The sequence below is a fragment of the uncultured Maricaulis sp. genome, from assembly GCF_963975345.1.
In the GTDB taxonomy this organism is placed as follows: Bacteria; Pseudomonadota; Alphaproteobacteria; order Caulobacterales; family Maricaulaceae; genus Maricaulis.
On the sequence record NZ_CAXBGE010000004.1, the window covers coordinates 138,453 to 160,535 of the forward strand.

Annotated in this window: 20 protein-coding genes and 3 tRNA genes; 16 read left to right on the forward strand and 7 right to left on the reverse strand. The window is 60.4% G+C overall.

Annotation, left to right across the window (positions count from 1 at the left end):
- Nucleotides 1-27 precede the first annotated feature (27 nt).
- Complete coding sequence (locus AAC029_RS05655; RefSeq protein ID WP_339744958.1) at nt 28-1,113, reverse strand: hypothetical protein; 1,086 nt, start codon at nt 1,111-1,113, stop codon at nt 28-30.
- On the reverse strand, nt 1,014-2,429 hold the full coding sequence (locus AAC029_RS05660) for an alkaline phosphatase PhoX (RefSeq protein ID WP_339744960.1): 1,416 nt from the start codon (nt 2,427-2,429) through the stop codon (nt 1,014-1,016). Before AAC029_RS05660 ends, AAC029_RS05655 begins: the two co-directional genes overlap by 100 nt.
- A gap of 217 nt (nt 2,430-2,646) precedes the next feature.
- On the opposite strand from AAC029_RS05660, the gene rplM reads away from it, so the two are divergent.
- The 4 genes from rplM (at nt 2,647) to AAC029_RS05680 (ending at nt 6,081) form a co-directional block, all read left to right on the forward strand.
- Nucleotides 2,647-3,111 (forward strand): 50S ribosomal protein L13, encoded by a 465-nt coding sequence (gene rplM / locus AAC029_RS05665; protein WP_339744962.1) that lies wholly within the window; start codon nt 2,647-2,649, stop codon nt 3,109-3,111.
- A gap of 100 nt (nt 3,112-3,211) precedes the next feature.
- Complete coding sequence (rpsI, locus tag AAC029_RS05670) at nt 3,212-3,607, forward strand: 30S ribosomal protein S9 (RefSeq protein ID WP_339745255.1); 396 nt, start codon at nt 3,212-3,214, stop codon at nt 3,605-3,607.
- A 197-nt stretch (nt 3,608-3,804) separates the two neighbouring features.
- On the forward strand, nt 3,805-5,166 hold the full coding sequence (locus tag AAC029_RS05675; protein ID WP_339744964.1) for a hypothetical protein: 1,362 nt from the start codon (nt 3,805-3,807) through the stop codon (nt 5,164-5,166).
- 345 nt (nt 5,167-5,511) lie between these two features.
- Nucleotides 5,512-6,081, forward strand: a complete 570-nt coding sequence (locus tag AAC029_RS05680; protein WP_339744966.1) for an HdeD family acid-resistance protein — start codon at nt 5,512-5,514, stop codon at nt 6,079-6,081.
- A 113-nt stretch (nt 6,082-6,194) separates the two neighbouring features.
- Here the strand turns inward: AAC029_RS05680 and phaC are convergent, their stop codons facing one another.
- Complete coding sequence (gene phaC / locus AAC029_RS05685) at nt 6,195-8,261, reverse strand: class I poly(R)-hydroxyalkanoic acid synthase (protein ID WP_339744968.1); 2,067 nt, start codon at nt 8,259-8,261, stop codon at nt 6,195-6,197.
- An 83-nt stretch (nt 8,262-8,344) separates the two neighbouring features.
- On the opposite strand from phaC, the gene AAC029_RS05690 reads away from it, so the two are divergent.
- From AAC029_RS05690 to AAC029_RS05740, 11 genes are all read left to right on the forward strand, one after another.
- Nucleotides 8,345-8,695 carry a hypothetical protein gene (locus AAC029_RS05690; protein ID WP_339744971.1) on the forward strand — a complete coding sequence of 117 codons (351 nt, stop codon included), beginning with the start codon at nt 8,345-8,347 and terminating at the stop codon, nt 8,693-8,695.
- A 67-nt stretch (nt 8,696-8,762) separates the two neighbouring features.
- Entirely contained in the window at nt 8,763-9,719 is a 957-nt protein-coding gene (gene glpX / locus AAC029_RS05695) for a class II fructose-bisphosphatase (RefSeq protein ID WP_339744974.1), read from the forward strand.
- 26 nt (nt 9,720-9,745) lie between these two features.
- A complete protein-coding gene (gene recJ, locus AAC029_RS05700) occupies nt 9,746-11,575 on the forward strand; it encodes a single-stranded-DNA-specific exonuclease RecJ (protein ID WP_339744976.1) in 1,830 nt (609 codons plus the stop codon).
- 66 nt (nt 11,576-11,641) lie between these two features.
- Nucleotides 11,642-11,716, forward strand: a tRNA-Glu gene (locus AAC029_RS05705).
- A gap of 116 nt (nt 11,717-11,832) precedes the next feature.
- The gene (locus AAC029_RS05710; protein WP_339744980.1) at nt 11,833-12,363 is read left to right on the forward strand and encodes a 6-carboxytetrahydropterin synthase; all 531 of its coding nucleotides are present in this window, start codon (nt 11,833-11,835) and stop codon (nt 12,361-12,363) included.
- 315 nt (nt 12,364-12,678) lie between these two features.
- Nucleotides 12,679-13,203, forward strand: coding sequence for a cold shock domain-containing protein (locus AAC029_RS05715; protein WP_339744982.1), 525 nt, complete (start codon nt 12,679-12,681; stop codon nt 13,201-13,203).
- Nucleotides 13,204-13,277: 74 nt separating this feature from the next.
- Complete coding sequence (locus AAC029_RS05720; protein WP_339744984.1) at nt 13,278-13,889, forward strand: DUF192 domain-containing protein; 612 nt, start codon at nt 13,278-13,280, stop codon at nt 13,887-13,889.
- Nucleotides 13,890-13,928: 39 nt separating this feature from the next.
- Nucleotides 13,929-14,005: transfer RNA gene (locus AAC029_RS05725), tRNA-Pro, on the forward strand.
- A gap of 48 nt (nt 14,006-14,053) precedes the next feature.
- Nucleotides 14,054-14,359 carry an ETC complex I subunit gene (locus AAC029_RS05730; protein WP_339744987.1) on the forward strand — a complete coding sequence of 102 codons (306 nt, stop codon included), beginning with the start codon at nt 14,054-14,056 and terminating at the stop codon, nt 14,357-14,359.
- Nucleotides 14,360-14,469: 110 nt separating this feature from the next.
- Nucleotides 14,470-14,546: transfer RNA gene (locus AAC029_RS05735), tRNA-Arg, on the forward strand.
- 172 nt (nt 14,547-14,718) lie between these two features.
- A complete protein-coding gene (locus AAC029_RS05740) occupies nt 14,719-15,909 on the forward strand; it encodes a hypothetical protein (protein WP_339744990.1) in 1,191 nt (396 codons plus the stop codon).
- 115 nt (nt 15,910-16,024) lie between these two features.
- On the opposite strand, the gene metC is transcribed toward AAC029_RS05740, so the two are convergent.
- From metC to AAC029_RS05755, 3 genes are all read right to left on the reverse strand, one after another.
- Complete coding sequence (metC, locus tag AAC029_RS05745; RefSeq protein ID WP_339744993.1) at nt 16,025-17,173, reverse strand: cystathionine beta-lyase; 1,149 nt, start codon at nt 17,171-17,173, stop codon at nt 16,025-16,027.
- On the reverse strand, nt 17,170-18,012 hold the full coding sequence (locus tag AAC029_RS05750; RefSeq protein ID WP_339744995.1) for a sulfurtransferase: 843 nt from the start codon (nt 18,010-18,012) through the stop codon (nt 17,170-17,172). Before AAC029_RS05750 ends, metC begins: the two co-directional genes overlap by 4 nt.
- Before the next feature lie 309 nt (nt 18,013-18,321).
- Nucleotides 18,322-19,788, reverse strand: a complete 1,467-nt coding sequence (locus AAC029_RS05755) for a deoxyribodipyrimidine photo-lyase (protein ID WP_339744997.1) — start codon at nt 19,786-19,788, stop codon at nt 18,322-18,324.
- Nucleotides 19,789-19,935: 147 nt separating this feature from the next.
- On the opposite strand from AAC029_RS05755, the gene kdsA reads away from it, so the two are divergent.
- Nucleotides 19,936-20,784 carry a 3-deoxy-8-phosphooctulonate synthase gene (kdsA, locus tag AAC029_RS05760; protein WP_339744999.1) on the forward strand — a complete coding sequence of 283 codons (849 nt, stop codon included), beginning with the start codon at nt 19,936-19,938 and terminating at the stop codon, nt 20,782-20,784.
- A 10-nt stretch (nt 20,785-20,794) separates the two neighbouring features.
- Here the strand turns inward: kdsA and AAC029_RS05765 are convergent, their stop codons facing one another.
- Complete coding sequence (locus AAC029_RS05765; protein ID WP_339745001.1) at nt 20,795-21,991, reverse strand: DUF3089 domain-containing protein; 1,197 nt, start codon at nt 21,989-21,991, stop codon at nt 20,795-20,797.
- Nucleotides 21,992-22,083 lie beyond the last annotated feature (92 nt).

A 22,083-nucleotide genomic window follows, 5' to 3' on the forward strand; every position in this document is an offset into this window, starting at 1 on the left:
TGCGTGTCATCTTGGCCATGCGGCTTGCTAGCCGGCGCTGACCAATGCCCGCGCTGCGGCCGTGTTGGAGATCACCTTGATGCGCTGATCGTCCTGGTCGAACACAGCGATCATGCCCGAGGCATAGGCCGTAAAGCCGTAGGTGACCGGCGTAATCGCAATCCCGGCCGGTTGGGTGATCCCGGGGGTGCTCAGGCCATCGACCACGGTCAGTTCCGAGGCTGGTGTCAGGTCGAGCGCATAGAAGGTGTGAACCTGCGCGCTGGCGCCGTCGGTGGCGAGCACGAGGCGCGAGCCATTGAAATCGCCAACGGCCAAGCTCGTCACTGATTGGTCGTTTTCGGCCTGGATGACGCCGTCCGGCCCGATCCGGGTGATGCCGCCAGCCGGGCTGGCAAGATAGATGTCGCCGTCGAGCGTGGCGCACTGGCGTGCGGGTGCGTTCAGGGTCAAATTTTGACGCCGCTCGACATCGAGGGCGTCTCCACCGGCATCGCGGACGCGCCAGATCTCGGCTGTGGCACCGGTGCCCAGGATGACCAGGTCAACATAGCCGACGCCCTCGTGATAGAGACACAGACCGGCGACACCGTCGGCAGGCGTGGTGACGGGCAAAGGCAGGTCGAGCACGCGAATGCCGTCGGTAACAACGGCGTAGCCGAGCACCCGATTGCTGTCTGGCGCGGCGCCAAAGATGAGCGGCAGGTTCTCGCCGCGCAATTGGAAGCCCGGTGCCGTGGCCAGACCAGACAGGCGCTCACCGGCATGGCGGGTCCGCAGCACGCCGTCGGCGTCGAACAGGTCAAGCCCACCCTCGCGAGAGGCCGAGACGATCAGGCCGAGCGAGGCCGCATCGTTATTGGGCAGGAAGGCGAGGGCCGCCGCACCGCCCTGGACGCTGACGAAGGCCGCCGTCACCAGAACTTCGCGATTGGCGGCTTCGGCCGCTGCTGCATCCTCGATCGCCTGTTCCGGCGTTGGCCCGCAGGAGGCCAGGATGCTGAGCGCTGCCGCTATAAGGAGCGGTCGCCCCAGGGACCGCGCACTGCGAAGGTGCGGCCGGGCCAGCGTTGAATGTTGAAGAACAGGGTTGAACCATCGGGACTGAAACATGGACCGGCAATCTCGCTTTTATCGCCATCCGGGCCGGAGGCGGCATTGCGGCCAATCGTATACACCTGACCGGCGGGCGTCACGCCGCGGATGTACTGGTCATCAGCGCCATCTTCAACCACGATCAGATCGCCCCAGGGTGCGACGCAGATATTGTCGCATTTCTCCATGATTTTCGGATCATCGCTCTCGACGAAGAGCTGCAGCCGGCCCGGATGACCGGATTCGCCGGGTTGGCCTTCAAGCGGGCTGGGCTGGTAGCGCCAGATCTGGCCGATGTGGGCCGGGCCGCCATCGGTTGAAGCGAGATAGGCCTCGCCATCGCCCCAGTAGAGCCCCTCGCAGCGGCTGATATGGGCGGCACCTGCTGCCACGCCGCGGATCCACAGATCGGCATTGGGTGATTCGACATCGTCCAGATCGATCCACTCAACTTCCAGCCAGGCGCCGACGGTCACCGTCGGGCCGGTCTCGGCCCAATTACGGATGTCCATGCCCGGCTGGCCCTTGATCGCCAGTGCCTGCAGACGCCCGCCTTGGGCAAGCTGACCGGGGACATCCGGCAGGAAGCGATAGAAGCAGGCGCCGTCATACTCGTCTTCGGTCTCGTAGACGATGCCGGTGTCCGGATCGACGGCGACGGCTTCGTGGCGAAACCGCCCCATCGCCTTGAGCGGTACGGGTTCCACCAAGCCTGTGGCGGCGGCGGGTACTTCGAAACAATAGCCATGCTCGACGCGCGCGACATCGCCGGGCCCGACCGTGGTTTCCTCGCAGGTGATCCAGCTGCCCCAAGGCGTCATCCCGCCAGCGCAATTATTGTATGTCCCGATCAGGGAGAGATATTCTTCCTCGACTTCAAGCGTTTGCGCATCGAGCACGAGATGACTGGTGCCCCCCAGATTGGGCAGGCCGTCTGAAGTCCAGTCGTGAACCCGACTGCGGTCGATCAGGCCGATGCGCTCATTGTCCGGTCCGAAGGGGGAAACTTCGGTTTGAGCCGGGCTGAGTTCGTGATTGCGCACCAGAACGAGGCGGCCATCATCGCGTGCAAAACAGCCCATACCGTCAAAATCACCTGGTGCGAGCAGCCCGTCCGTCATTTCATCGCCGACGGTGGAGATCAGCTGGTAGGAAAAGCCACGCGGCAGATCGAACAGGCGGGCCGGGTCAGGTTGGAGCGGGCCAAATCTGGAGACCTGGTTTAAATAACCGGGTATCTCGTTCGACTCACACCCCGCCAGCGTAGCCAACCCGGCGAAGGCAGCAGAGGTGGCGATCGAATTTTGCAGGAAAAGACGGCGCGTGAGAGGCATGGTGTGGCTCCGAATGCGGTCGGGATTATTCTGCTAATACAAGTGCATCGCGACGGAAAGATGACGATGACAGTTAGATGCGGTATTATGTAACCACAGCGCTAGCTGCATAAAAACGCAATGGAAATTCGCTCCCCGCTTGACCGGGTGTGAAACACCACCTACACCGCGCGCTCGAAACCAAACCCATGGCCAACTGGCTTGAGGCAGGACTGATATGAAAACCTTTTCCGCAAAGCCCGCGGATGTGGTCCACAAGTGGATCGTGATTGATGCGGAGGGGGTCGTTGTTGGCCGTCTCGCCGCTTTCGTCGCAACCCGTCTTCGTGGCAAGCATCGCCCGGATTTCACACCCCACACCGATACCGGTGACCACGTCATCATCGTCAATGCCGAGAAGTGCGTCTTCACCGGCAAGAAACGCGAAGACAAGCGTTACTATCGCCACACCGGTCACCCGGGCGGCATCAAGGAAACGAGCCCGGCCAAGCTGCTCGACGGCCGTTTCCCCGAGCGCGTTCTGGAAAATGCGATCAAGCGCATGCTTCCCAAGGACAGCCCGCTCGCGCGTCAGCAATATTCCAAGCTGCGCGTCTATGCCGGAACCGATCACAAGCACGAGGCCCAACAGCCCGAGCTGATCGATTTCAAATCCATGAACTCCAAGAATTCGAGAGGCTGATATGTCTGAAGAAGCCCGCTCGCTCGACGACCTCAAGGTCGTGATGAAAGCAGCCGATGCCGTAAAGGTTGAAGCTGAAACCGCTCCTGTCGAACCTCAGATCGACGCCCTCGGCCGTGCCTACGCCACTGGCAAGCGCAAGAATGCGATTGCCCGTGTGTGGATCAAGCGCGGTTCCGGCAAGATCACGGTCAATGGCCGCGACCAGGAAACCTATTTTGCCCGCCCGGTTCTGCGCATGTTGCTGCAGCAGCCGCTCGAATGTGCCGAACGCGTCAACGAGTTTGACGTCATCGCCACCGTCAAGGGCGGCGGTCTGTCCGGCCAAGCTGGTGCTGTGCGTCACGGCATCTCCAAGGCTCTGACCTATTTTGAGCCAACGCTGCGCGGCGTTCTGAAAGCCGGTGGCTTCATGACTCGCGATAGCCGCGTCGTCGAGCGCAAGAAATACGGCCGCGCGAAAGCCCGCCGTAGCTTCCAGTTCTCGAAGCGCTAATCGCACCTGCGATTATCGGCTACAGAATTACGGGCGGTTCCTTATGGGAGCCGCCCGTTTTTTTGTTCGTGCTTGCTACTCAACTAGAGCGGTGACCGCCCGTCTTTGAGAGGCCTCACACGCAACCGATGCGGGTTTGACTCTCGCCATACGGGAATAGATTGTCTAGCGGGTAGATAGAGCGAGGTGGGGCTGCCATGAAGGATGCAGATTGGAAGTCGGGCTATGTGTTCGGTTTTGAAGTCCTCGTCGAGGAGTCTGACAGTGGCGATCCGATCATCAATATGTCGAGAACGTCTTTCGATGACAAATACTGGGCATCTATAAGATCAGCAGATGACGATATTATGGTTTCATTTATGAATGCTGACGGCATGTTAACCCGGGTGACGAGGTATTCGAGATTACCCTTAGGGGATGTCGATAACTCGATATTTAGGGAAATTTTCGGCCTTAAAAAGCAAGTCGGATCGTTAGTGGTATTGAAATGGATTGGCGTATTAACGGATCAAGGCAGAGAAGAATGTTGTTCCGCCAATAGTGACGCGACGAAGCGATGGGACGTAATGCATCGCATTTCCAAGGCTCGGCATTACTTTTTGCCAAAAACATATTTTTCAAAATTGTCTCAACTTGCATTTGAAGCACGCATAGAAGACGTTGAGATGGATTATGTTTTGAGTTTGACAATTGGAGTGAGAAGTCAAGAAAAATTTGAAGCGGATTTAATCAAATATCTCGAATCTAAACTGACAGTTGTTGGAGAATGCATAAACAAGATTCATAGTACTTATGCGTCTGGGGCATTAATATATAGTATAAATGGAATTTTTACATTCTTGAATCGACAGACTTTTAGACATTTCAATGGATCTCCGATTAAAAGATTTGGTGGAGATAGGATATATACGTCTGCGATAAATGATATTGTATTGGATGAAATGATATCAGCAAGAATATTTGAAATGAGAGCGAAAGGTCTATTATCATTAAAAATTGAAGTGAATTCAAACAGTAACGAATTTGATTTTGATAAAGAAATTAAAACATTGAATCTCGATTATATGAATCGGCGAAATGTGGCTCTAAAAATACTCTTAGAGAACGATGAGTTATTCCGAAATGAATTCTTTAGTAACTCAAAAATGGATAACCTGCTCCGTGAACAAAGTGATGTTATACTTGATCGGTATAGAACAAATATAGATTTGGGATTTGTTTATACAGGAGTCATTAATTGTATTCGTTTAAGAAAAAATCGAATGAAAGAATTGTATCGTAAAAATGAAGAAATTTTAAATAATAGAATAAAAATGTTTGATTTCACATCATTGAGAATCACTGAAACGAAAGCTATTGAAGCAAATTTGTTACTTGGTTTATACATGAAACGTTTAACTTTGGTCATGTTGTTCGTGGCGCTAGTTTCAATCTTTTCGGAATTTATTCCGAGTGATGTTAAACAGGATGGGTGGGATAATTTGATTAGAATCTGCCAAGATGTTTGGAGCTGGGCCGCTGCCAAGGGGGCATTGTTGCTTGAAGTCAGTGAGAGATGACCTTATTGCCCTTTCGGATACTTATTGAGGGACCAGTTTTACACTCGCTGCGACATCGCGCGGAGCGGAGGATGCGTTGGTTGTTGCCGTGGGGGAGCGCGCGACGGTACCAACCGTGAAGCGCAAGAAATACGGCCGCGCGGAAGCCCTTCGTAGCTTTCAGTTCTCGGAGCGCTAATCGCGTCTGCGATTATCGGCTACACGATTATCGGCTACACGATTACGGGCGGTTCCTATCGGAGCCGCCCGTTTTGTTTGCGGTGCGACGATATGGCGGCATGAATCCCGCTGACGGCGAAGGCGCATCGCGTTACACCGGGGGGCATTCAGCCTCTGGAGGCCCTTATGACCAATGATCTAGACGAAGTCCGCGTGTTCGATCTCAACCGGCAATGGGGCTGGTTTGTCGGGCTGGGCGCTGTCTTTCTGCTGTTCGGGCTGATCGCTTTCGGCAATCTGTTCGCGGCAACGATGGTTTCGGTCCTGTTCGTCGGCATTCTGGTCGGTGCGGCGGGGATTGCGTTCCTGGTGCATGCCTTCCAGGTGCGCGGTTGGCAGAATGTGACGTTCTGGGCCCTGAGCGGCGGCCTCTACACGATCGCTGGCCTGCTCGCCTTCATCAATCCGACCCTGGCCTCGACGGTGATTACTCTGGTGATGGCGGTATCGTTCATGGCGGCCGGCGCGTTTCGCATCTGGTTCGGCCTGCAGCTGCGCCCCGGACGCGGCTGGCAGCTGATCGCGCTAAGCGGCGCGGTGACCGCCCTGATCGGCCTGATCATCGCCTTCAGCTGGCCCGCCAGCGGCTTGTGGCTGCTTGGCCTGATCCTCGCCGTCGATCTGACGGTGCAAGGCGCGGCGATGGTTTTGTTTGGGCTGGGTTTGCGGCCGGTGCTGCCCGTGGGTGGCGATTGAGGTTCCGCGCTGCAAGGCAATTGCAGCGCCAGATCCGAATGATCACCGTCATCCTGACGTAAGTCAGGACCTCGATATCATTGAGCTCTAGGGCGTCGAGGTCCTGACTTACGTCAGGATGACGAGGTTGGTGTTTTGGCGCGAGGCCTGGTCGGCTTTTTGGCGCCAGCTTTGGTGGCAGGCTTGGACTTGGCGGCGGATTTTGCCTTTGGCTTTGCTCGCGGTTTCGCCGCAGGCTTTGGCTCTGCTGCGGCTTTCGCCTTTGCCGTGCCAGCGGGCTTTGCTTTCGCGGCAGCAGCCGGAGCGACCCCTTCAGTCTTCACACCGTCCCCCGCATCGCTCCTGACCAATACATTCTCGCCCGGTGCGTCGCGGATGACTGTTAGCTTGCCGCTGCCGGGTTGGCGGGCTGCTACATCCTTGCCGGAACGCTGCTTCAGCCAATCGCGCCAGTCGAGCCACCAGGATCCGGGATTTTCCTCGGCGCCATCCATCCAAGCTTCGACCGTGTCGGGCAGGGCATCATTGGTCCAGTGTTGGTATTTATTGGCGTCGGGATGGTTGATGACGCCGGCGATGTGTCCGGAGCCGGCCATCATGTAGCGCACCGGACCGCCGAATAATTTGGCGCCGCGATAAACCGACGGGTAGGGCGCGATATGATCGTCGCGTGAGGCCTGCATATAGACCGGCGTCTTGATGTCGCCGAGCGTCAGTTTGACGCCATCGAAGTCCAGCTCGCCCTTGGCCAGCTTGTTGTCGCGATACATATTCTTGAGATACCAGAGGTGCAGCGCCTTGGGCATGCGCGTCTGGTCGGCATTCCAGAACAGCAGATCAAAGGCCTGGGGCTGGCGGCCGAGCAGGTAGTTGTTGACGACGAAGGACCAGACCAGATCGTTTGAGCGCAACAGGTTGAAGGTATCCGCCATGGTGCGGCCGTCGAGCACACCGCCCTGGGCATCCATCAGCCGCTCGATTTCCTCGATCCAGACATCATCGACGAACAGCAAGAGCTCGCCGGCGAGTTCGAAATCGGTCTGGGCGGCGAAGAAGGTTGCCGAAGCGATGCGCTGCGGTTTTCCGGTCGCTTCCAGCCAGGCCAGGGTTGAGGCGAGCAGGGTGCCGCCGACGCAATAGCCGACGGCGTTGACCGACGTCTCACCGGTGGCGTCCTCGATGGCATCGATCGCGGCGAGCAGGCCCTGGTGCATATAATCCTCGAAGGTCTTGTCCTTCAATTCCTTACCCGGATTGACCCAGGAGATCAGGAAGACGGTGAAGCCCTGCTGGGTCAGCCAGCGGATCATCGAATTCTTTTCGCGCAGGTCGAGAATGTAGAATTTATTGATCCATGGCGGCGCGATCAGCAGCGGCCGTGCCTTCACGGTCTCGGTGGTTGGGGCGTATTGGATCAGTTCGATGATCTCGTTCTGGAACACGACTTTGCCCGGCGTGGTCGCCAGATCGACGCCGACGCGGAACCCGTCCATATCGGTCTGACGCAAGGCGAGGCGGCCACCGCCGCCGGCCTGCAGATCGCCGACCAGGTTTTCGAGCCCCTGGGTCAGATTGGCGCCATGGGTACGCATCGTTTCGCGCAATACGTCCGGATTGGTCAGGGCGAAATTGGTTGGCGAGAGGGCATCGGTCATCTGTTTGGTCAGGAATTCGACCTTGCGCTTGGTGCGCTCATCGACGCCCTCGACGCCCTGAACCAGCCCCATCATGAAGTGCTGGTTCATGAGATAGGATTGCTTGATCGCATCGAAGACCGGGTTCTCACTCCAGTCATCGCTGCGCCAGCGCTTGTCGCCGGGTTCCGGCTTGATCGACGGCTCGGCGGCGCCGTCAAAGACGCGCTTGGTCGTCTTGGTCCATAGATCGAGATAGCCCTTGGCCAGCTCGGCTTGGGCTTTCATCATCAGATCGGGCTGATTTGCGATCTGGCCCCAGACTTCCTTGAATTCGGGTGCCGAATGGAATGGATCGGCCTGCGGCATCACCGCATCGCCTTCGAGCGCCTTCTGCATCACATTCGACATCAGCTTCTGAGATTGCAGCGAGGCCTGCATCAAATTGCGCGAAACCGTGTCGAGCGCGTCCAGCTCGGCCGCCGTCATATTGGCCCAGGGATGGATGGGATCGCTCTTGTCGTCGCTGCCGGACCCGTTGGACATGCCGATTCCTTGTGTTCGAATGGTGACTCAGGAGATGATGAGCGTATAGAAAGCCATACACGCGTCCAGCGTCAGGAGATAGCATGACTTCGCCCCTTCGCTTGGCAGTTCTGCCCGTTTTGACATTGTGCTTCGCTGCATGCCTCACAGTCGGGGCATGTACCGCCTTCGAACCGCTGGCCGATCAAAGCTCGACACCCGACTGGGTCCGCGAACGTATGGTCAATGATGTTGAGGGCCGAGAGGCGCCGCGAACCGTGCCTGCTTATGGTCCGACGGCTCTGGAATCGGCTCAGCTCGACAGCAACGCGCGGGCGGTGATGCTGCTGCGTGCGCTCCAGAATGCCGAAATCGCTGTGATTGAGGCCGAGGGCGGGGGCGATGTCGATGAATTCGTCGCCGACGGCCGGGCCCGGACCACTCCGCCGGAGTGATCCCGCGACATGTTTTACGATAATTCGATGCGCCGCGACGAGCGGACGCGCCAAAGGAGACGAGAATATGAGTGATACGCGCGCCTTGAGCAGCCTGGCCTTGATGGCGGTCAATGCCGCCGAATCGGCGGCGATTGCCGCTTCGGCCTGGATTGGACGCGGTGAAAAAGAATCGGCTGACCAAGCGGCAGTCGACGCATTGCGCAATGGGCTCAACGCGATGCCGATGCGCGGCCGTATCGTGATCGGCGAGGGCGAGCGCGACGAGGCACCGATGCTGTTTATCGGCGAAGAGGTCGGCACCGGCGAGGGGCCGGAGATCGATATCGCTCTCGACCCTCTGGAGGGCACGACGCTGACGGCTTGGGGCATGAATAATGCGCTGGTCGTGGTCTCCTTCAGCCCGCGCGGTGGTCTGCTCAACGCGCCCGATACTTATATGGACAAGATCGCGATCGGCCCGGGCATGCCGACCGGCGTGATCGATATCGATGCATCGCCCCAGGATAATGTGATCAATCTGGCCCGCGCCAAAGGCGTGTCGCCCTCGGAAATTACCGTCTGCGTGCTCGAGCGCGAGCGGCATCAATACATTGTCGATGGGGTCAAGGCCGTTGGCGGCCGCGTGCGCCTGATCAGTGATGGCGATGTTGCCGGCATCATGGGCGCAGCGGGGCTCGGCACAGGCGTTGATATGTATATCGGTCGCGGCGGCGCGCCTGAGGGCGTGCTTGCGGCATCGGCGCTGCGCTGTATTGGCGGCCAGATGCAGGCCCGGCTCTTCTTCCGCACCGATGATGAGCGCGAACGCGCCCGTCGCATCGGCGTCACCGATCTCGACCGCAAATATGATCTCGACGGGCTGGCCTCCGGCCATTGCCTGTTCGTCGCCGCAGGCGTCACCGAGGGCGATCTGGTCAATGGCGTGCGCCGCGCGGACGGCCTGGTTCATACCCACACACTGGTACTGGATTCCGCGGACCTCTCGGTTCGCCGGGTTCGCAGCGCCCGGCCGGAGGACTGATCCCGCAAGGGTCCGGTCAGGATCATATGGCAATCGACGCGGATCGTCCGACACAGCCAGAGCCCGCCGCTCTCGAGGCGGCCTTCCTTGGTGTCGAACGCTCGCTGACGGGCCGGCGCTGGATTGCGCGCGCAGCGGGCGAGGCCGAGATTGTCGCTATTGCGCGACAGCAACAGATTTCCGACAGCCTGGCCCGGGTTCTGGCCGGGCGGGGTGTCGCGCCAGCCGAGGCGGCGCAATTTTTGCGCCCACGCTTGAAGGACAGCTTTCCCGACCCGGCCAGTTTTCAGGACATGGACAAGGCCGCTGGCCTCGTCTGGGACGCGCTCGATGCGGGCCAGTCGATTTCGGTTTTCGCCGATTATGATGTCGATGGCGCGACGTCATCGGCGCAGCTGCGCCGCTGGATGCGGGCGGTCGGCTATGAGGCCGGGCTCTACGTGCCCGACCGGGTCGCCGAAGGGTATGGGCCCAGCGATGCCGCTTTCGACCTCCTGCGCGAGCGGGGCGCCGATCTGGTGATCACGGTCGATTGCGGCGCCACGTCCAACGGCCCCTTGCAGCATGCCCGCGATATCGGCCTCGACGTGATCGTAATCGACCACCATCTGATGGATGGCGAATTGCCGCCGACGGCCGCCCTGGTCAATCCCAACCGGCCTGACGACACCTCCGGCTGCGGCCATCTGGCTGCGGCCGGCGTCACATTCGTATTTCTCGCGGCCCTGAACCGGGAAGGGCGCCGCCGTGGCCGTTTCGAGGACGCGCCCGAGCCGGATCTGATGCAATGGCTCGATCTCGCTGCGCTGGGCACCATCTGTGATGTTGTTTCGCTGACCGGGATTAATCGCGCGCTGACGGCCCAGGGCCTCAAGGCTATGGCAAGCTGGCACAATCCGGGCCTGCGGCAGCTTGCGCTCGTCGCGGGCATCAAGGACGACACAGCGAGCACCTATCATGCCGGCTTCCTGCTCGGGCCGCGTATCAATGCCGGCGGCCGCGTGGGCCGCTCGGATCTCGGCGCCCGCCTGTTGGCCAGTGATGATGAGGCGGAAGCCGGGACGATCGCCGCCGAACTCGATGCCCTCAATACCGAACGTCGCGCCATTGAGGCCGAGGTGATGGAAGAGGCGCTGGCCCAGATCGAACGTCAGGGCCAGGACCGCGCCATACTTGTCGCCTCTGGCGAGGGCTGGCATGCCGGCGTGATCGGCGTCGTCGCCGGCCGCGTCAAGGAACGTTATGGCAAGCCGGTGATCATTATCGGCCTGGATACCGGCGTTTCACCGGTGCTCGGAAAGGGGTCGGGGCGTTCCGTCGCCGGGGTCAATCTTGGCGGCGCCATCTCGGCCGCGCGCCAGGCCGGCCTGCTGATCTCCGGCGGTGGTCACGCCATGGCCGGCGGGCTGACGGTCAATGCCGAGCGCATCCACGAGTTGGTCGCCTTTCTCGATGAGCGGCTGGCGCCTGAATTGGCCCAGGCCACCGATGCCATGGCCCTGCGCCTTGACGGGCTGTTGGCGGCCCAGGGCGTGTCGCCGGAACTGGCCGGCAGCTTCGAAGCGGCGAGCCCGTTTGGCCAAGGCAATTCGGAACCGCGATTCGCCCTGGCTGACCTGCGTGTCAGTTTTGCCCAGCGTGTCGGCAAGGATCATGTCCGATTCACTCTGGTTGATAGCGGCGGCGCGGCGCTGCAAGGCATCTCATTTCGCTCCGCCGACGGGCCGGTTGGCGAGGCCCTGCTGGCTGCCGACGAGCGCCGCTGGCACGTCGCAGGCCGTATCAAGCTGGACCAGTGGAATGGCCGCAATCGCGCCCAGTTCCAGCTTGAGGACATGGCAGCAGCCATTCGCTGAAGATTTTTCACATCAGTGGCTTGCCACAAGGCCCGGGCTTACGTATTAGACGGCCCTCATCGCGTTGGGCCCTTCGTCTATCGGTTAGGACGCTAGGTTTTCAACCTGGAAAGAGGGGTTCAACTCCCCTAGGGCCTACCACGCGATCTTCCACCCGATTATGGCTGTCAATTTCCCCTTCCGGGGGCGGGCCGGGGCGGTGATACTGGCCTTTCGCAAATCGGCCCGATCCTGGCCGTCACGCAGGAGAGCGGGGCATGGCCCATCTTTCAACCAAGACCTATGGCAATGATCGCGGACTGTCCTGTTGCTCGCGGCAATGGGCGGCGACAAGCGATTGCAACCTGCTGCACGGCTATTCCTTCGGCTTCCATTTCGTTTTTGCGGCTGAACAGCTCGATGCGCGTGGCTGGGTGCTCGATTTCGGTCGCGGTGGTTTCGGCCCGATTCGCGATTGGCTGCACGAGATGTTCGACCACACCCTGCTGGTCGCGAGCGATGACCCGGAACGCCCGGCGCTTGAAGCGCTTGGCGCTCGCGGTATTGCGCGTGTGCGCATCGTTGAAGGCACCAGCTGCGAGCGCATGGCCGAGCTGACCTTCCAGCGCGCCGATGCCATCGTGCGCGAGGCGACCAAGGGGCGGTGTTGGGTCGAATCGGTAGAATGCTCCGAGCATGGCGCCAATAGCGCGATTTATCGCAGCCATGCCGCGATCAGCCGCTTGGCCGAATGCGACCGCTTGCAGGCTGATATTCAGGCCGATATCCGGGCCAAGATCCAGGATTGATTCGTAGGTCGGCAGTCAAATACCGTCACAGATCAAGGTCTGTGACAGCGGAATCCGGTCAATTTGCACAGTTTTCCACACAAAAAACTCGCGTATTACGCGAAAAGCAGTTCACCCGTTTGCGACAGAAAAGACGCTTTTTGTTGCGGGTTTTGCCGCGCCCCGACACAAAATGTAGTGGGTAAGGTGTGATGATCAGATTACAATGGCAAGATATTGCGGATCGCTTATGCAACCATTTGTTCGATTAAACTTCTCTTAATGAATGAATTTGTGTAAATTCGTTCATGTAGGGTTGTTGAAGCGAGTGATGTAATGGTTTTTGCGAACGACGTTTTTGAAGAGACCGAAGTCGTCCGCCTTGAGGGGCGCATCAAATGGTATGACCCGGCGCGCGGCTATGGCTTCATCGATGCCAGCGACGGATCCGGCGATATACTTCTGCATGCCAGCTGTTTGCGTCGCTACGCCCACGGGCCGGCACTACCCGATGCGATGGTGGTTTGCCACGCGGTCAAGGGCGAAAAGGGTCGCCAGGCGGTCGAAATTCTCGAAATGAGCGGTGGCGATGACGAGGCCGAGATTCGCCCGCGGCGGTTTCATCCGCACACGGTGGTCAATACGCCGTTCCATGAGGCCGTGGTCAAATGGTTCGACGCGCTGCGCGGCTATGGTTTTGTGACCTGCGACGACGTCGATGGTGATATTTTTCTGCACGCTGCGACGCTGCGTCGGGCCGGGCTGGAGGATGTGCAGCCGGGTGAAATGCTCCATATCCGTTGCGTTGAGGGCCCCAAGGGGGCACTGGCGGCAGAAATCCGTGCCGGAGCGGCCGGATAATTCACGTGAATTCACCTTGCGCGGAACGGCGCGGCGCGATTGCGCCGCGTCGCGCGCTTGGCTAGCTTGCTGCCATGAAAACACTGATCCTGATCTCCGCCCTGATCTTCGCCGCGCCCGCTTGGGCGCAGGACGAAGCCCTTCCGCCCGCCGGCACCGAACTTGCGCCGGCGACCGCCGAAACGCAGGCTGCGGTGCAGCTGCCGCCGATCACATTTGGCGGGCCGGAAACCCTCATCATCGATACCGGCGAGGCGCAACACGCCTTCAATGCCGAAATTGCGACAAGCCAGGAACAATTGGCACGGGGCCTGATGGGCCGCGAGGTGCTCGATCCCGACGCGGCGATGCTGTTCGTTTACATGCCGCCACGCCGCGCTTCGATGTGGATGGAAAACACCCTGGTCAGCCTCGACATGCTGTTCATCGATGAGGGTGGCACAGTGGTCAAACTGATCGCCTACGCCCAGCCGGGCTCGCATCGCAGCCTCGAATCGGATTTCGACGTCGCTGCTGTGCTGGAAATTGCCGGCGGCCGCGCTGCCGAACTGGGGATTCGCCCGGGCGCCATTTTGCGCGATGAGGCCTTCGGTTCGCTCGAAGACGAGCCGGCAGCTGTCGAAGCGCCTGAAACCACGCTTGAAGACGACGCTGCTGCACCGGAATCGCCCTCAGACGCTCAGTAGACTTGCCTAACTGCAAAAGCGCTTTCATAAGGGCGCTCTCGGGGCGTAGCGCAGCCTGGTAGCGCATCTGGTTTGGGACCAGAGGGTCGCAAGTTCGAATCTTGCCGCCCCGACCATTTACAAGGCCCGCAACAGGCAGGGCCGCAGCATGATGGGGACGCCGCATGTTTGCGAAGATTTACCAGCCCGCCCGCAATGCGATGCAATCGGGCCGCGCGCTCTCCAAACACTGGTTGCTCGAATTCACGCCTGAAATGGCCGACCGCCCTGATCCGTTGATGGGCTGGACCTCCAGCACAGATATGCGCGCCCAGATCCGTCTCACCTTCGAGACCAAGGAAGAGGCCGTCGCCTATGCCCGCCACCAGGGCATTCCCTACCAGGTCACGACGCCTCAGAAGGCCAAGCGCTACATCAAATCCTATTCCGACAATTTCGCCACCAGCCGCAAACAGCCCTGGTCGCACTGAGGCCTGGCCATGATTTGCGGATAGCCCGTGAATAAAGGCGGCAGAACAGGTGCTTGCGAGGCCGCCGCGTATTGCGAACCCGCCCACCAGCCCGTATCAATGAAATTCAAGGCCCCGTAGCTCAACTGGATAGAGCACCCGCCTTCTAAGCGGGATGTTGCGTGTTCGAGCCACGCCGGGGTCACCATTTCCAATAACCTCTGCGGCGCGCGCGCCCTGATTGGACTGCCGGTGTTGTGCCGGGGCCAGCCTGAGGGATGGAGTGAGCGCCTTCTTGTCTTTCCTAGCTTACTTGGTAATCTGCCTGAGGTTGCAAGGAGTAATCCTCGATGCTTGGGTCAGCATTGTATTTCCCCCATATGGATATCGACGACCCTGTTTGGTTGCGGTCGGCAATTCTGTTTTGGGATGAAATTCAGACTATTGCACCAACGGCGATTGAGGAGCCTTATCAAAACGAGGACGCACGTATTTGTCACGCAGAGGGATATCTGCGTCCGTTGAGGTGTGACCTTCATCCCACTTTGATTGATGATCTTGGGCGAAGAATCCTGCGCTCATCCGATTTGAACAATGGTGGTTACCAACCATATAACGCGATCCGCAACTCGGTTTTTCGTGCGGTGCGATATGGTAATTCGATTGGCGAGGAGGTTGAGGATGCGCTTCAGCAGACCGGTGTCTTTTCCAATAAGATGTCCCCGGCTCTTCGAGAGTTTGCGTTAAGATTTGGGCTGGCGACGATCCATTCTGGCAAAATGCCGTACCATATTAGGGACATGTTCCAAGACCTTGAAATAGGTTCGCTACACCGTCAAAAGTTACCACGCATCTTCGAGCGATTTTATCGGCAAAGCGAACGGTTCGATGCTGCCGACAACGAATGGTTGCTGGTCGATAGCCGCTTCGCAAACGCCTATATGTCCGCACTGGCTGCCGATCTATCGCAGAAACTTGATCTCTCGCCGCTCACTTCGAATGAGACCGCGCAGGGAATGGCGTTCCGATTCATGTTCGATGATGTTGTGGATTCGTCGCCGACCAATGCCACAGGTGCGATGCTTGGTGTCGTAATGCGGGCGTTGCGAGTGGATGCATCGGTGCCTGTTTTGAAACTCCTAAGGTTCCGAGAAAGTCGACGCGACCAATACCTCGATTTCGCGGGGAAATTAGGCGAGTTGACGGAACAGCTCCGTACTGACGATGATGCCGGCGGCGAAGCGTTATTTGAGAAGGCGCAGGCCGCTTACAAGACCGGGATTGAACCCAGTCTGCGTGCGTTGAAACGGGAATTGGATCAACAATCGATCTCGACCGTTTGGGAAGGAGCTTATCGGGCGATCACAATATCGGTGCCGTCCGCAGGCGCCCTCGCATACTTCACCGGATTGAGCGGCCCAGCTTTGTTGGGTGCTGGGGCGGCGCTCGCGGCGGCTGACATTGGAGTTCGAGGATACCTCGCTCAACGAAGGGCCCGAGCCACTAATCCATTCTCCTATCTTCACGACATCACCGAAAACTTCGGATTGCCGGCGTTCACAGAGGCGTAGAGGCCTTGGGATTCGAGTCTGGAATTTGGATGGGCTAACATCGCTATCTAGGTCATCTTCTTTTTGAGATGTCAGCCTTACACTAGGTTCTTTGCGACAGGACCATGTCCCCGATTCACCCCGCCGCTGCAAAACCCTTCTCCAGATCCGCGATCAGATCTTCCCGGGCTTCCAGGCCGACCGAGAAGCGCAGCAGGGCGCCGTCATGCTTGTGGGCGGTCTTGGTGCGTTTGAGTTGCGGGTCGCAATGGATGGCGAGGCTTTCATAGCCGCCCCAGGAGAAGCCGAGGCCGAAAATCTCCAGAGCATCGAGGAAGCGTTCGCTCTTGCCCACGTCCCAACCGGGAAACTCGACCGCGAACAGGCCGCAGCCGCCGGTGAAGTCGCGGCTGAAGATGGCATGATCGGGATGGTCGGTGCGGACCGGGTGGCGGATGGCGCCAACTTCCGGCCGTGCGGCGAGCCAGTCGGCGAGGATGAGGCTGGTCGCTTCGCTGCGCTGCATCCGCAGCGCCATGGTGCGAAAGCCGCGCAGGGCCAGATAGGCATCGTCGGGCGCGGTATGGATGCCGAAGGCGCGCTCGGTGGTCTGCAGCCGCTTGGCCATCGCCTCATCGCGCGCGATCACGGCTCCCATCAACAGATCGGAATGGCCGCCGACATATTTGGTCAGCGATTGGGCCGCGAGATCGACGCCCAGCGCCAGCGGTTTCATCGTCAGCCCGGCTGACCAGGTATCGTCGATGATCGTGGCGACGCCTTTATCGCGGGCGACCTTTGTGATCGCGGGAATGTCCTGCAATTCCATCGTCAGCGAGCCGGGCGATTCCAGCAGGATGGCTTGCGTGTCGCCGGTGATCAGATCGCTGATTTCAGCGCCCATCCGCGGCGCGAAGAAGCGCGCCGTGACGCCGAAGCGCGGCAGGGTGTTGAGCAGGAAATTGCGCACCGGGCCGTAAATGCAATCGGCCGCCAGCACGGTGCCACCAGCTTCAACGACCGTCATGATGGCGAGCGTATTGGCGAGCAGACCGGACGAGGTGAGGGCACAGCCGGCGCCGCCCTGTAGTCCGCTCAGTGCCTCGCGCAGGGCGTTCTGGGTTTCCAGGCCGACACGGCCGTAATGCGGCATGCCCAGCGGGAAATCATAGAGCTGGCCCGCCGAAGGCGCCAGGATGGTCGAGCCACGCTCGACGCCCGGATTGACCAGACCGCGGCTGTCGTGCGGACGCCCGAGACGGGTGAGACGGGTCTCGTCCTTCATCGCGGCCGGCGCCCGCCGCCCTTGACGATCGGTGTATCGGTGCGCGAGCCCCATTCCGCCCAAGAGCCGTCATAGACCGCCGATGTGCGGCCATAGCGTTCCAGCGCCAGGGCGAGAATGCAGGCGGTGACGCCCGAGCCGCAGCTGGCGATCAGCGGCAGGTCCGGATCAAGCTGGAGATCCTCGGCGAGCTCCTCGTCGATTTCGAGCAGCCTGTTGTCATCGTCGAACAGGCTCTCATAAGGCAGGCTGGTGGAGCCGGGAATATGGCCGCTACGCATGCCGGCGCGGCGTTCTGGCTCCAGACCGGCAAAACGGCTCACCGAACGCGCATCGAGGATCTGGTGCGAGGCGTTGCGGCTGGCGATTTTGACGTCGGTGACGGTGGCCACCAATTCGCGCCGATAGCGCGGGGTGTAGACACCCGGTTCCTCGGCCTCAGTGCCGGGCTGGTCCTCGATCGGGCCGCCGGCTTCGATCCAGGCTGGCAGGCCGCCCGCCATGACACGGACATTGTCATGCCCCATCACCCGGAAGGTCCACCAGACGCGCGGCGAGCTGAACAGGCCGATGCGATCATAGACGATCAGCTCGCTATCATTGCCGATCCCGAGGGTTTCGACATGGCGTGCGAACACGTCCGGCTCCGGCAGCATGTGCGGCAGGGAGGAGCGCTTGTCCTTGACGGTATCGATATCGAAGGCCAGCGCGCCGGGAATATAGCCCTCGCACTCGACCATTGGGCCGCCATCATAGGTCCAGCTGGCATCGATGAAGATTGTACCGGGCTGGCCCAGACGGGTCAGAGCCTCGGTGGCGGAGATGAGCGGGTCGGTCATGTGTCAAGCCATGCGGTCACTGTGAGCCCCTTTTCGCGCGGAGAAACTGGAATATCGAGCCTGGAATGGAAGCTGAAATCGTTATCACACGGCGAATGCGCCACAGTCCGACGCTTCCCGGTGGGAAGGCGGCGGGGGGAATGGCGGAGAATCGGCGTGTGACCGGTCAGGTCATTGGCAGATCGGCTTGCGGTCACGGCTTGGCTCATCACGCCACATTAGCACGCGATATTCCTTTCGTCGCCCATCCAGCGGTAGAAGGCGCTGAGGATGGTGCGTTGCGTCGGTCGAATGCTGGGACTGTGCCGTTCAGGCGATGTCCGGGGTGTCTTTCAGGCTGCGATAGGCGGCCAGCGCTTCGTCACGGCCGCGCGCAAGCTCACGCACCGGCAGGGGATAGCTTTCCCCCGGCGTGAACCCGGACTGCTGGCGCGCCGCCTCCGGCATCTGCCATGGCGCATGGATCCAGCGTGGAGGCAATCCCGCCAGCTCTGGTACCCATTGGCGAACATAGTCCCCGTCCGAATCGAAGCGCTCGCCCTGGCGCACTGGATTGAAGATCCGGAAATAGGGCGCGGCGTCGGCACCCGAACCGGCGACCCACTGCCAGCTGGCGGCATTCACGGCGCGATCCGCATCGACCAGCGTGCGCTCGAACCAGGCCATGCCTTCCCGCCAGTCACAGCGTAAATGCTTGACCAGGAAGGAGGCGCACACCATCCGCACCCGGTTATGCATCCAGCCTGTTTCCCATAATTGCCGCATGCCGGCATCGACCAGCGGGATGCCGGTCTGCCCGCGCGTCCACGCGGCAAATCCCGACGCATCGTTACGCCAGGCGAACTGATCAAAGCGGGCGTTGAAATTCGCGGTTCTGAGATGGTTGAAATGATGCAGCAGGTAATAGGCGAATTCCCGCCAGCCAATCTCGGCGAGGAAGCGCTCGCTGGCCTGGATATCGGCACCGGTCGCCAGCCGCGCCTGGACGCTGTGCCAGACCTGACGCGGCGAGATTTCGCCAAAGCCAAGATGCGGTGAGAGCTTTGAGGTGCCTGGCTGGTCAGGCCGGTCGCGGCCTTTTGCATAACCGTTGAGGCCGTGATCGAGGAAGTGTTCCAATCGGTCAGCCGCACCGGCCTCTCCGGGCTTCCATTCGGCGTGGAAGCCGGCCGCCCAATCAGGTTTTGCCGGACGTAGCTGCCAGTCGGCAAGCTGATCGCCAGCGGGCAGATCAGTGGCCAGACGCAAGTGCTGCGGAGCGGGCAGGGCTGGACCGGGTGCCAGTCTCTGCAGCGCCGTGCGCCAGAAGGCACCGAATACTTTGTAAGGTGTGCCGGCCCCGGTGAGCAGGGCGGTGGGATCGATCAGCGTTGTGCCGGCCACTATTTGGGTCAGGATATTGTCTTCCTGTAGCCGTGCGGCGATTGCGTGGTCGCGGTGATCAATGGCAGGTTCGCCAGATCGGTTCCAGAACGCTTCGGCGATGTGGTGCTTGCGCGCCAGTTCAGGGACCAACGAGGCCGGATCGCCGCGCAGCAGGGTGAGCTGGCCGCCACGGGCGTCTATGTCACGCGCCAAGCCTTCCAGAGAGCCGTGCAGCCACCAGTCCGCCGCCGGTCCCGGCGAGGCGCCAAGGTCGTGGTCGCGCTGGTCGATGAAGACCAGAACCAGTGGCCGGTCGCTCTGTATGGCCGCATGCAGGGCCGGATTGTCGGCGAGGCGCAGGTCGCGGCGAAACCAGACGAGCGCGGCGCCGGTGGCGGAAATGGTTGCCATGAAAGCCCTGTGATCAGATAACGGGTTGAATTGGGTACGCGGCACACCAGATATCGGATCAGTCGCGCATGCCAGAAATGAAATATTGACCGGACCGGCGCCATTCAGCCGCTTCTAACGGTTCGGTCCTTTCAAGAGGAATTTTTCGTGAGCCAGCTCAATGCCGTCATCTCTCTTGCCAGACCCGGTCGCGCTCCGATCGAGATCGGCAATGCCCGCAAGCTCACCATTATTGCCGGGCCCTGCCAGTTGGAGAGCCGTCAGCACGGGCTGGAAGTGGCGGCGGAATTGCGCGCCATCTCCGACCGGCTCGATATCGGCCTGATCTACAAGACTTCCTTCGACAAGGCCAACCGGACCAGCGTCAACAGTCAGCGCGGCATGGGGCTCGAAGCCTCGTTGCCGGTGTTTGCCGAGATTCGCGAAAGCATTGGCCTGCCGGTCCTGACCGATATCCACACCGCCGAACATGCGGCCATCGCCGCCCAAGCAGTTGATGTGTTGCAGATCCCGGCCTTCCTGTGCCGTCAGACCGACCTTCTGGTCGCCGCCGCCAAGACCGGCAAGGTGATCAATGTCAAAAAAGGCCAATTTCTCGCGCCGTGGGACATGAAGAATGTGCTCGAAAAGATTGCCGGCGCCGGCAACCCAAATGTGATGGCCTGCGAGCGCGGTGTCAGCTTCGGTTATAATACGCTGGTCAGCGATATGCGGTCCTTGCCGATCATGGCCAGTTTTGGCGCCCCGGTCGTGTTTGACGCGACTCACTCCGTGCAACAGCCCGGCGGGCAGGGCGCGACATCGGGCGGTCAGCGCGAATTCGTGCCGACCCTGGCGCGTGCTGCGGTTGCCATCGGCGTCGCCGCCGTTTTCATGGAAACCCATCCCGACCCGGACAATGCGCCATCTGACGGGCCGAACATGGTGCCGCTGAGCGAGTTTGAAGACCTGCTGAAAACCCTGCTGGAATTCGACGCCATCGCCAAGCGGGTTTAGATTTTCGCTGTTAGAAACGCCGCTGGCCCGGGATCGCCACAACCGGCGCATCGTCGATCTCTTCCGGTGCGTCGAAGGCCGGCGCCCATTGGCGTTCGTCCTGTAGGATGGCGGCGAGATTGAAGCTGCGACGGGCGACGTCGAAGCGCAAATCCTCATAGAAGAGATTGAAGGGGGGCAGGCGGTAATCCTCCACCAGGCGATGCGGCCGGTGCAGGGCGCGCGAACGCGGCTGCTCGAAGAACAGGACGCCATCGGCGCATTGGGCGCCGGTCTGATTGGGAATCGGCGCCGGCACGGCATCGGGATCGAGCCCCTCGGCGGCGACCCCGCCGCGATGTTGCCGCGCCGAGGCATATTCATTGGTCACTGCCGACAAGAGCGGATTGACGCATAACAGACCGCGTCCATCGACGAAATCGAGCCTGCCGTCGGGCGTCCAGCTCATGGCGCGTTCGGTGATGACATGGATCCGACCCTCTTCCGACGCCATCGCGGAGGTGAAGCTGTAGACGCAACGTACAGCCTCTGGTGTGGCGCAGGGCGGGATTGTCTGCAGCGGTCCGGCAAACAGGTCGAGCGGCAAGGGTGATTCGATCACATAGGCCGCCACCAGCCGGTCGCGAAGGGCTTCGTCGGTGGCAAAACGGTCCAACAGCAGGCCGAGCACATCCAGTCCGCCTTGGCCGTAGCCGGCCAGGATGATCGGGCGGGTGTCGCCGATCTGGGCGGCGAAGGCGTCGAAAGCGCGCTGGATATCGTCATAGGCAAAGCGGCGCGCGCGCAGACTGTCCTCGCGATTATTCATGAAGGCGTAGAGGGAGGCCTGCCGGTAGCGCGGCGCATAAAGGGCGCCCGCCTTGGCGAACGGTCCGGCATAATTGGGCAGTATCACCTCGGTCACCGCATCGACCGTGCTAGGCTTGTCGAGCTGGCCATTCCAGTTGGAGCCACCGGAATAGGTCGTCGGGTGGACAAAGAAGACGGCTGGTTCGTCCTCATCGCCAAAGACATCCCGGACATACCAGCCATCGGCGCTGGCATAGTCGGCCCCGGCCGGCGGCGTGTAGGTCTGGAACGGCACGCCAGGATCCTGAAATGTGCGATAGACTTGGTCACGAAACACCCAAGCAGCCAGAAGCAGCACGACCAACAAGGCAATGCCGACGGCGGGAACCGCGTGCCGGACGACAGGGTTTGAACTCACAATCGCTCCATCGAAACCTGGTCCCATCATCTCCGCCTCACTCCGAGTGTGCAACCGGTTGGCGCGGTCGGGGGGTTCACGTATTGTAACCC

Excerpts from the sequence above, each read along its gene's own strand:
- AAC029_RS05740 (WP_339744990.1), top strand. The coding sequence starts at position 14,719 with ATGGATATCGACGACCCTGTTTGGTTGCGGTCGGCAATTCTGTTTTGG.
- AAC029_RS05710 (WP_339744980.1), top strand. The coding sequence starts at position 11,833 with ATGGCCCATCTTTCAACCAAGACCTATGGCAATGATCGCGGACTGTCC.
- AAC029_RS05655 (WP_339744958.1), bottom strand. The coding sequence starts at position 1,113 with ATGTTTCAGTCCCGATGGTTCAACCCTGTTCTTCAACATTCAACGCTG.
- AAC029_RS05675 (WP_339744964.1), top strand. The coding sequence starts at position 3,805 with ATGAAGGATGCAGATTGGAAGTCGGGCTATGTGTTCGGTTTTGAAGTC.
- AAC029_RS05730 (WP_339744987.1), top strand. The coding sequence starts at position 14,054 with ATGTTTGCGAAGATTTACCAGCCCGCCCGCAATGCGATGCAATCGGGC.
- AAC029_RS05755 (WP_339744997.1), bottom strand. The coding sequence starts at position 19,788 with ATGGCAACCATTTCCGCCACCGGCGCCGCGCTCGTCTGGTTTCGCCGC.
- phaC (WP_339744968.1), bottom strand. The coding sequence starts at position 8,261 with ATGTCCAACGGGTCCGGCAGCGACGACAAGAGCGATCCCATCCATCCC.
- AAC029_RS05680 (WP_339744966.1), top strand. The coding sequence starts at position 5,512 with ATGACCAATGATCTAGACGAAGTCCGCGTGTTCGATCTCAACCGGCAA.
- glpX (WP_339744974.1), top strand. The coding sequence starts at position 8,763 with ATGAGTGATACGCGCGCCTTGAGCAGCCTGGCCTTGATGGCGGTCAAT.
- AAC029_RS05660 (WP_339744960.1), bottom strand. The coding sequence starts at position 2,429 with ATGCCTCTCACGCGCCGTCTTTTCCTGCAAAATTCGATCGCCACCTCT.
- recJ (WP_339744976.1), top strand. The coding sequence starts at position 9,746 with ATGGCAATCGACGCGGATCGTCCGACACAGCCAGAGCCCGCCGCTCTC.
- AAC029_RS05720 (WP_339744984.1), top strand. The coding sequence starts at position 13,278 with ATGAAAACACTGATCCTGATCTCCGCCCTGATCTTCGCCGCGCCCGCT.
- metC (WP_339744993.1), bottom strand. The coding sequence starts at position 17,173 with ATGAAGGACGAGACCCGTCTCACCCGTCTCGGGCGTCCGCACGACAGC.
- AAC029_RS05750 (WP_339744995.1), bottom strand. The coding sequence starts at position 18,012 with ATGACCGACCCGCTCATCTCCGCCACCGAGGCTCTGACCCGTCTGGGC.
- AAC029_RS05715 (WP_339744982.1), top strand. The coding sequence starts at position 12,679 with ATGGTTTTTGCGAACGACGTTTTTGAAGAGACCGAAGTCGTCCGCCTT.
- rplM (WP_339744962.1), top strand. The coding sequence starts at position 2,647 with ATGAAAACCTTTTCCGCAAAGCCCGCGGATGTGGTCCACAAGTGGATC.
- AAC029_RS05690 (WP_339744971.1), top strand. The coding sequence starts at position 8,345 with ATGACTTCGCCCCTTCGCTTGGCAGTTCTGCCCGTTTTGACATTGTGC.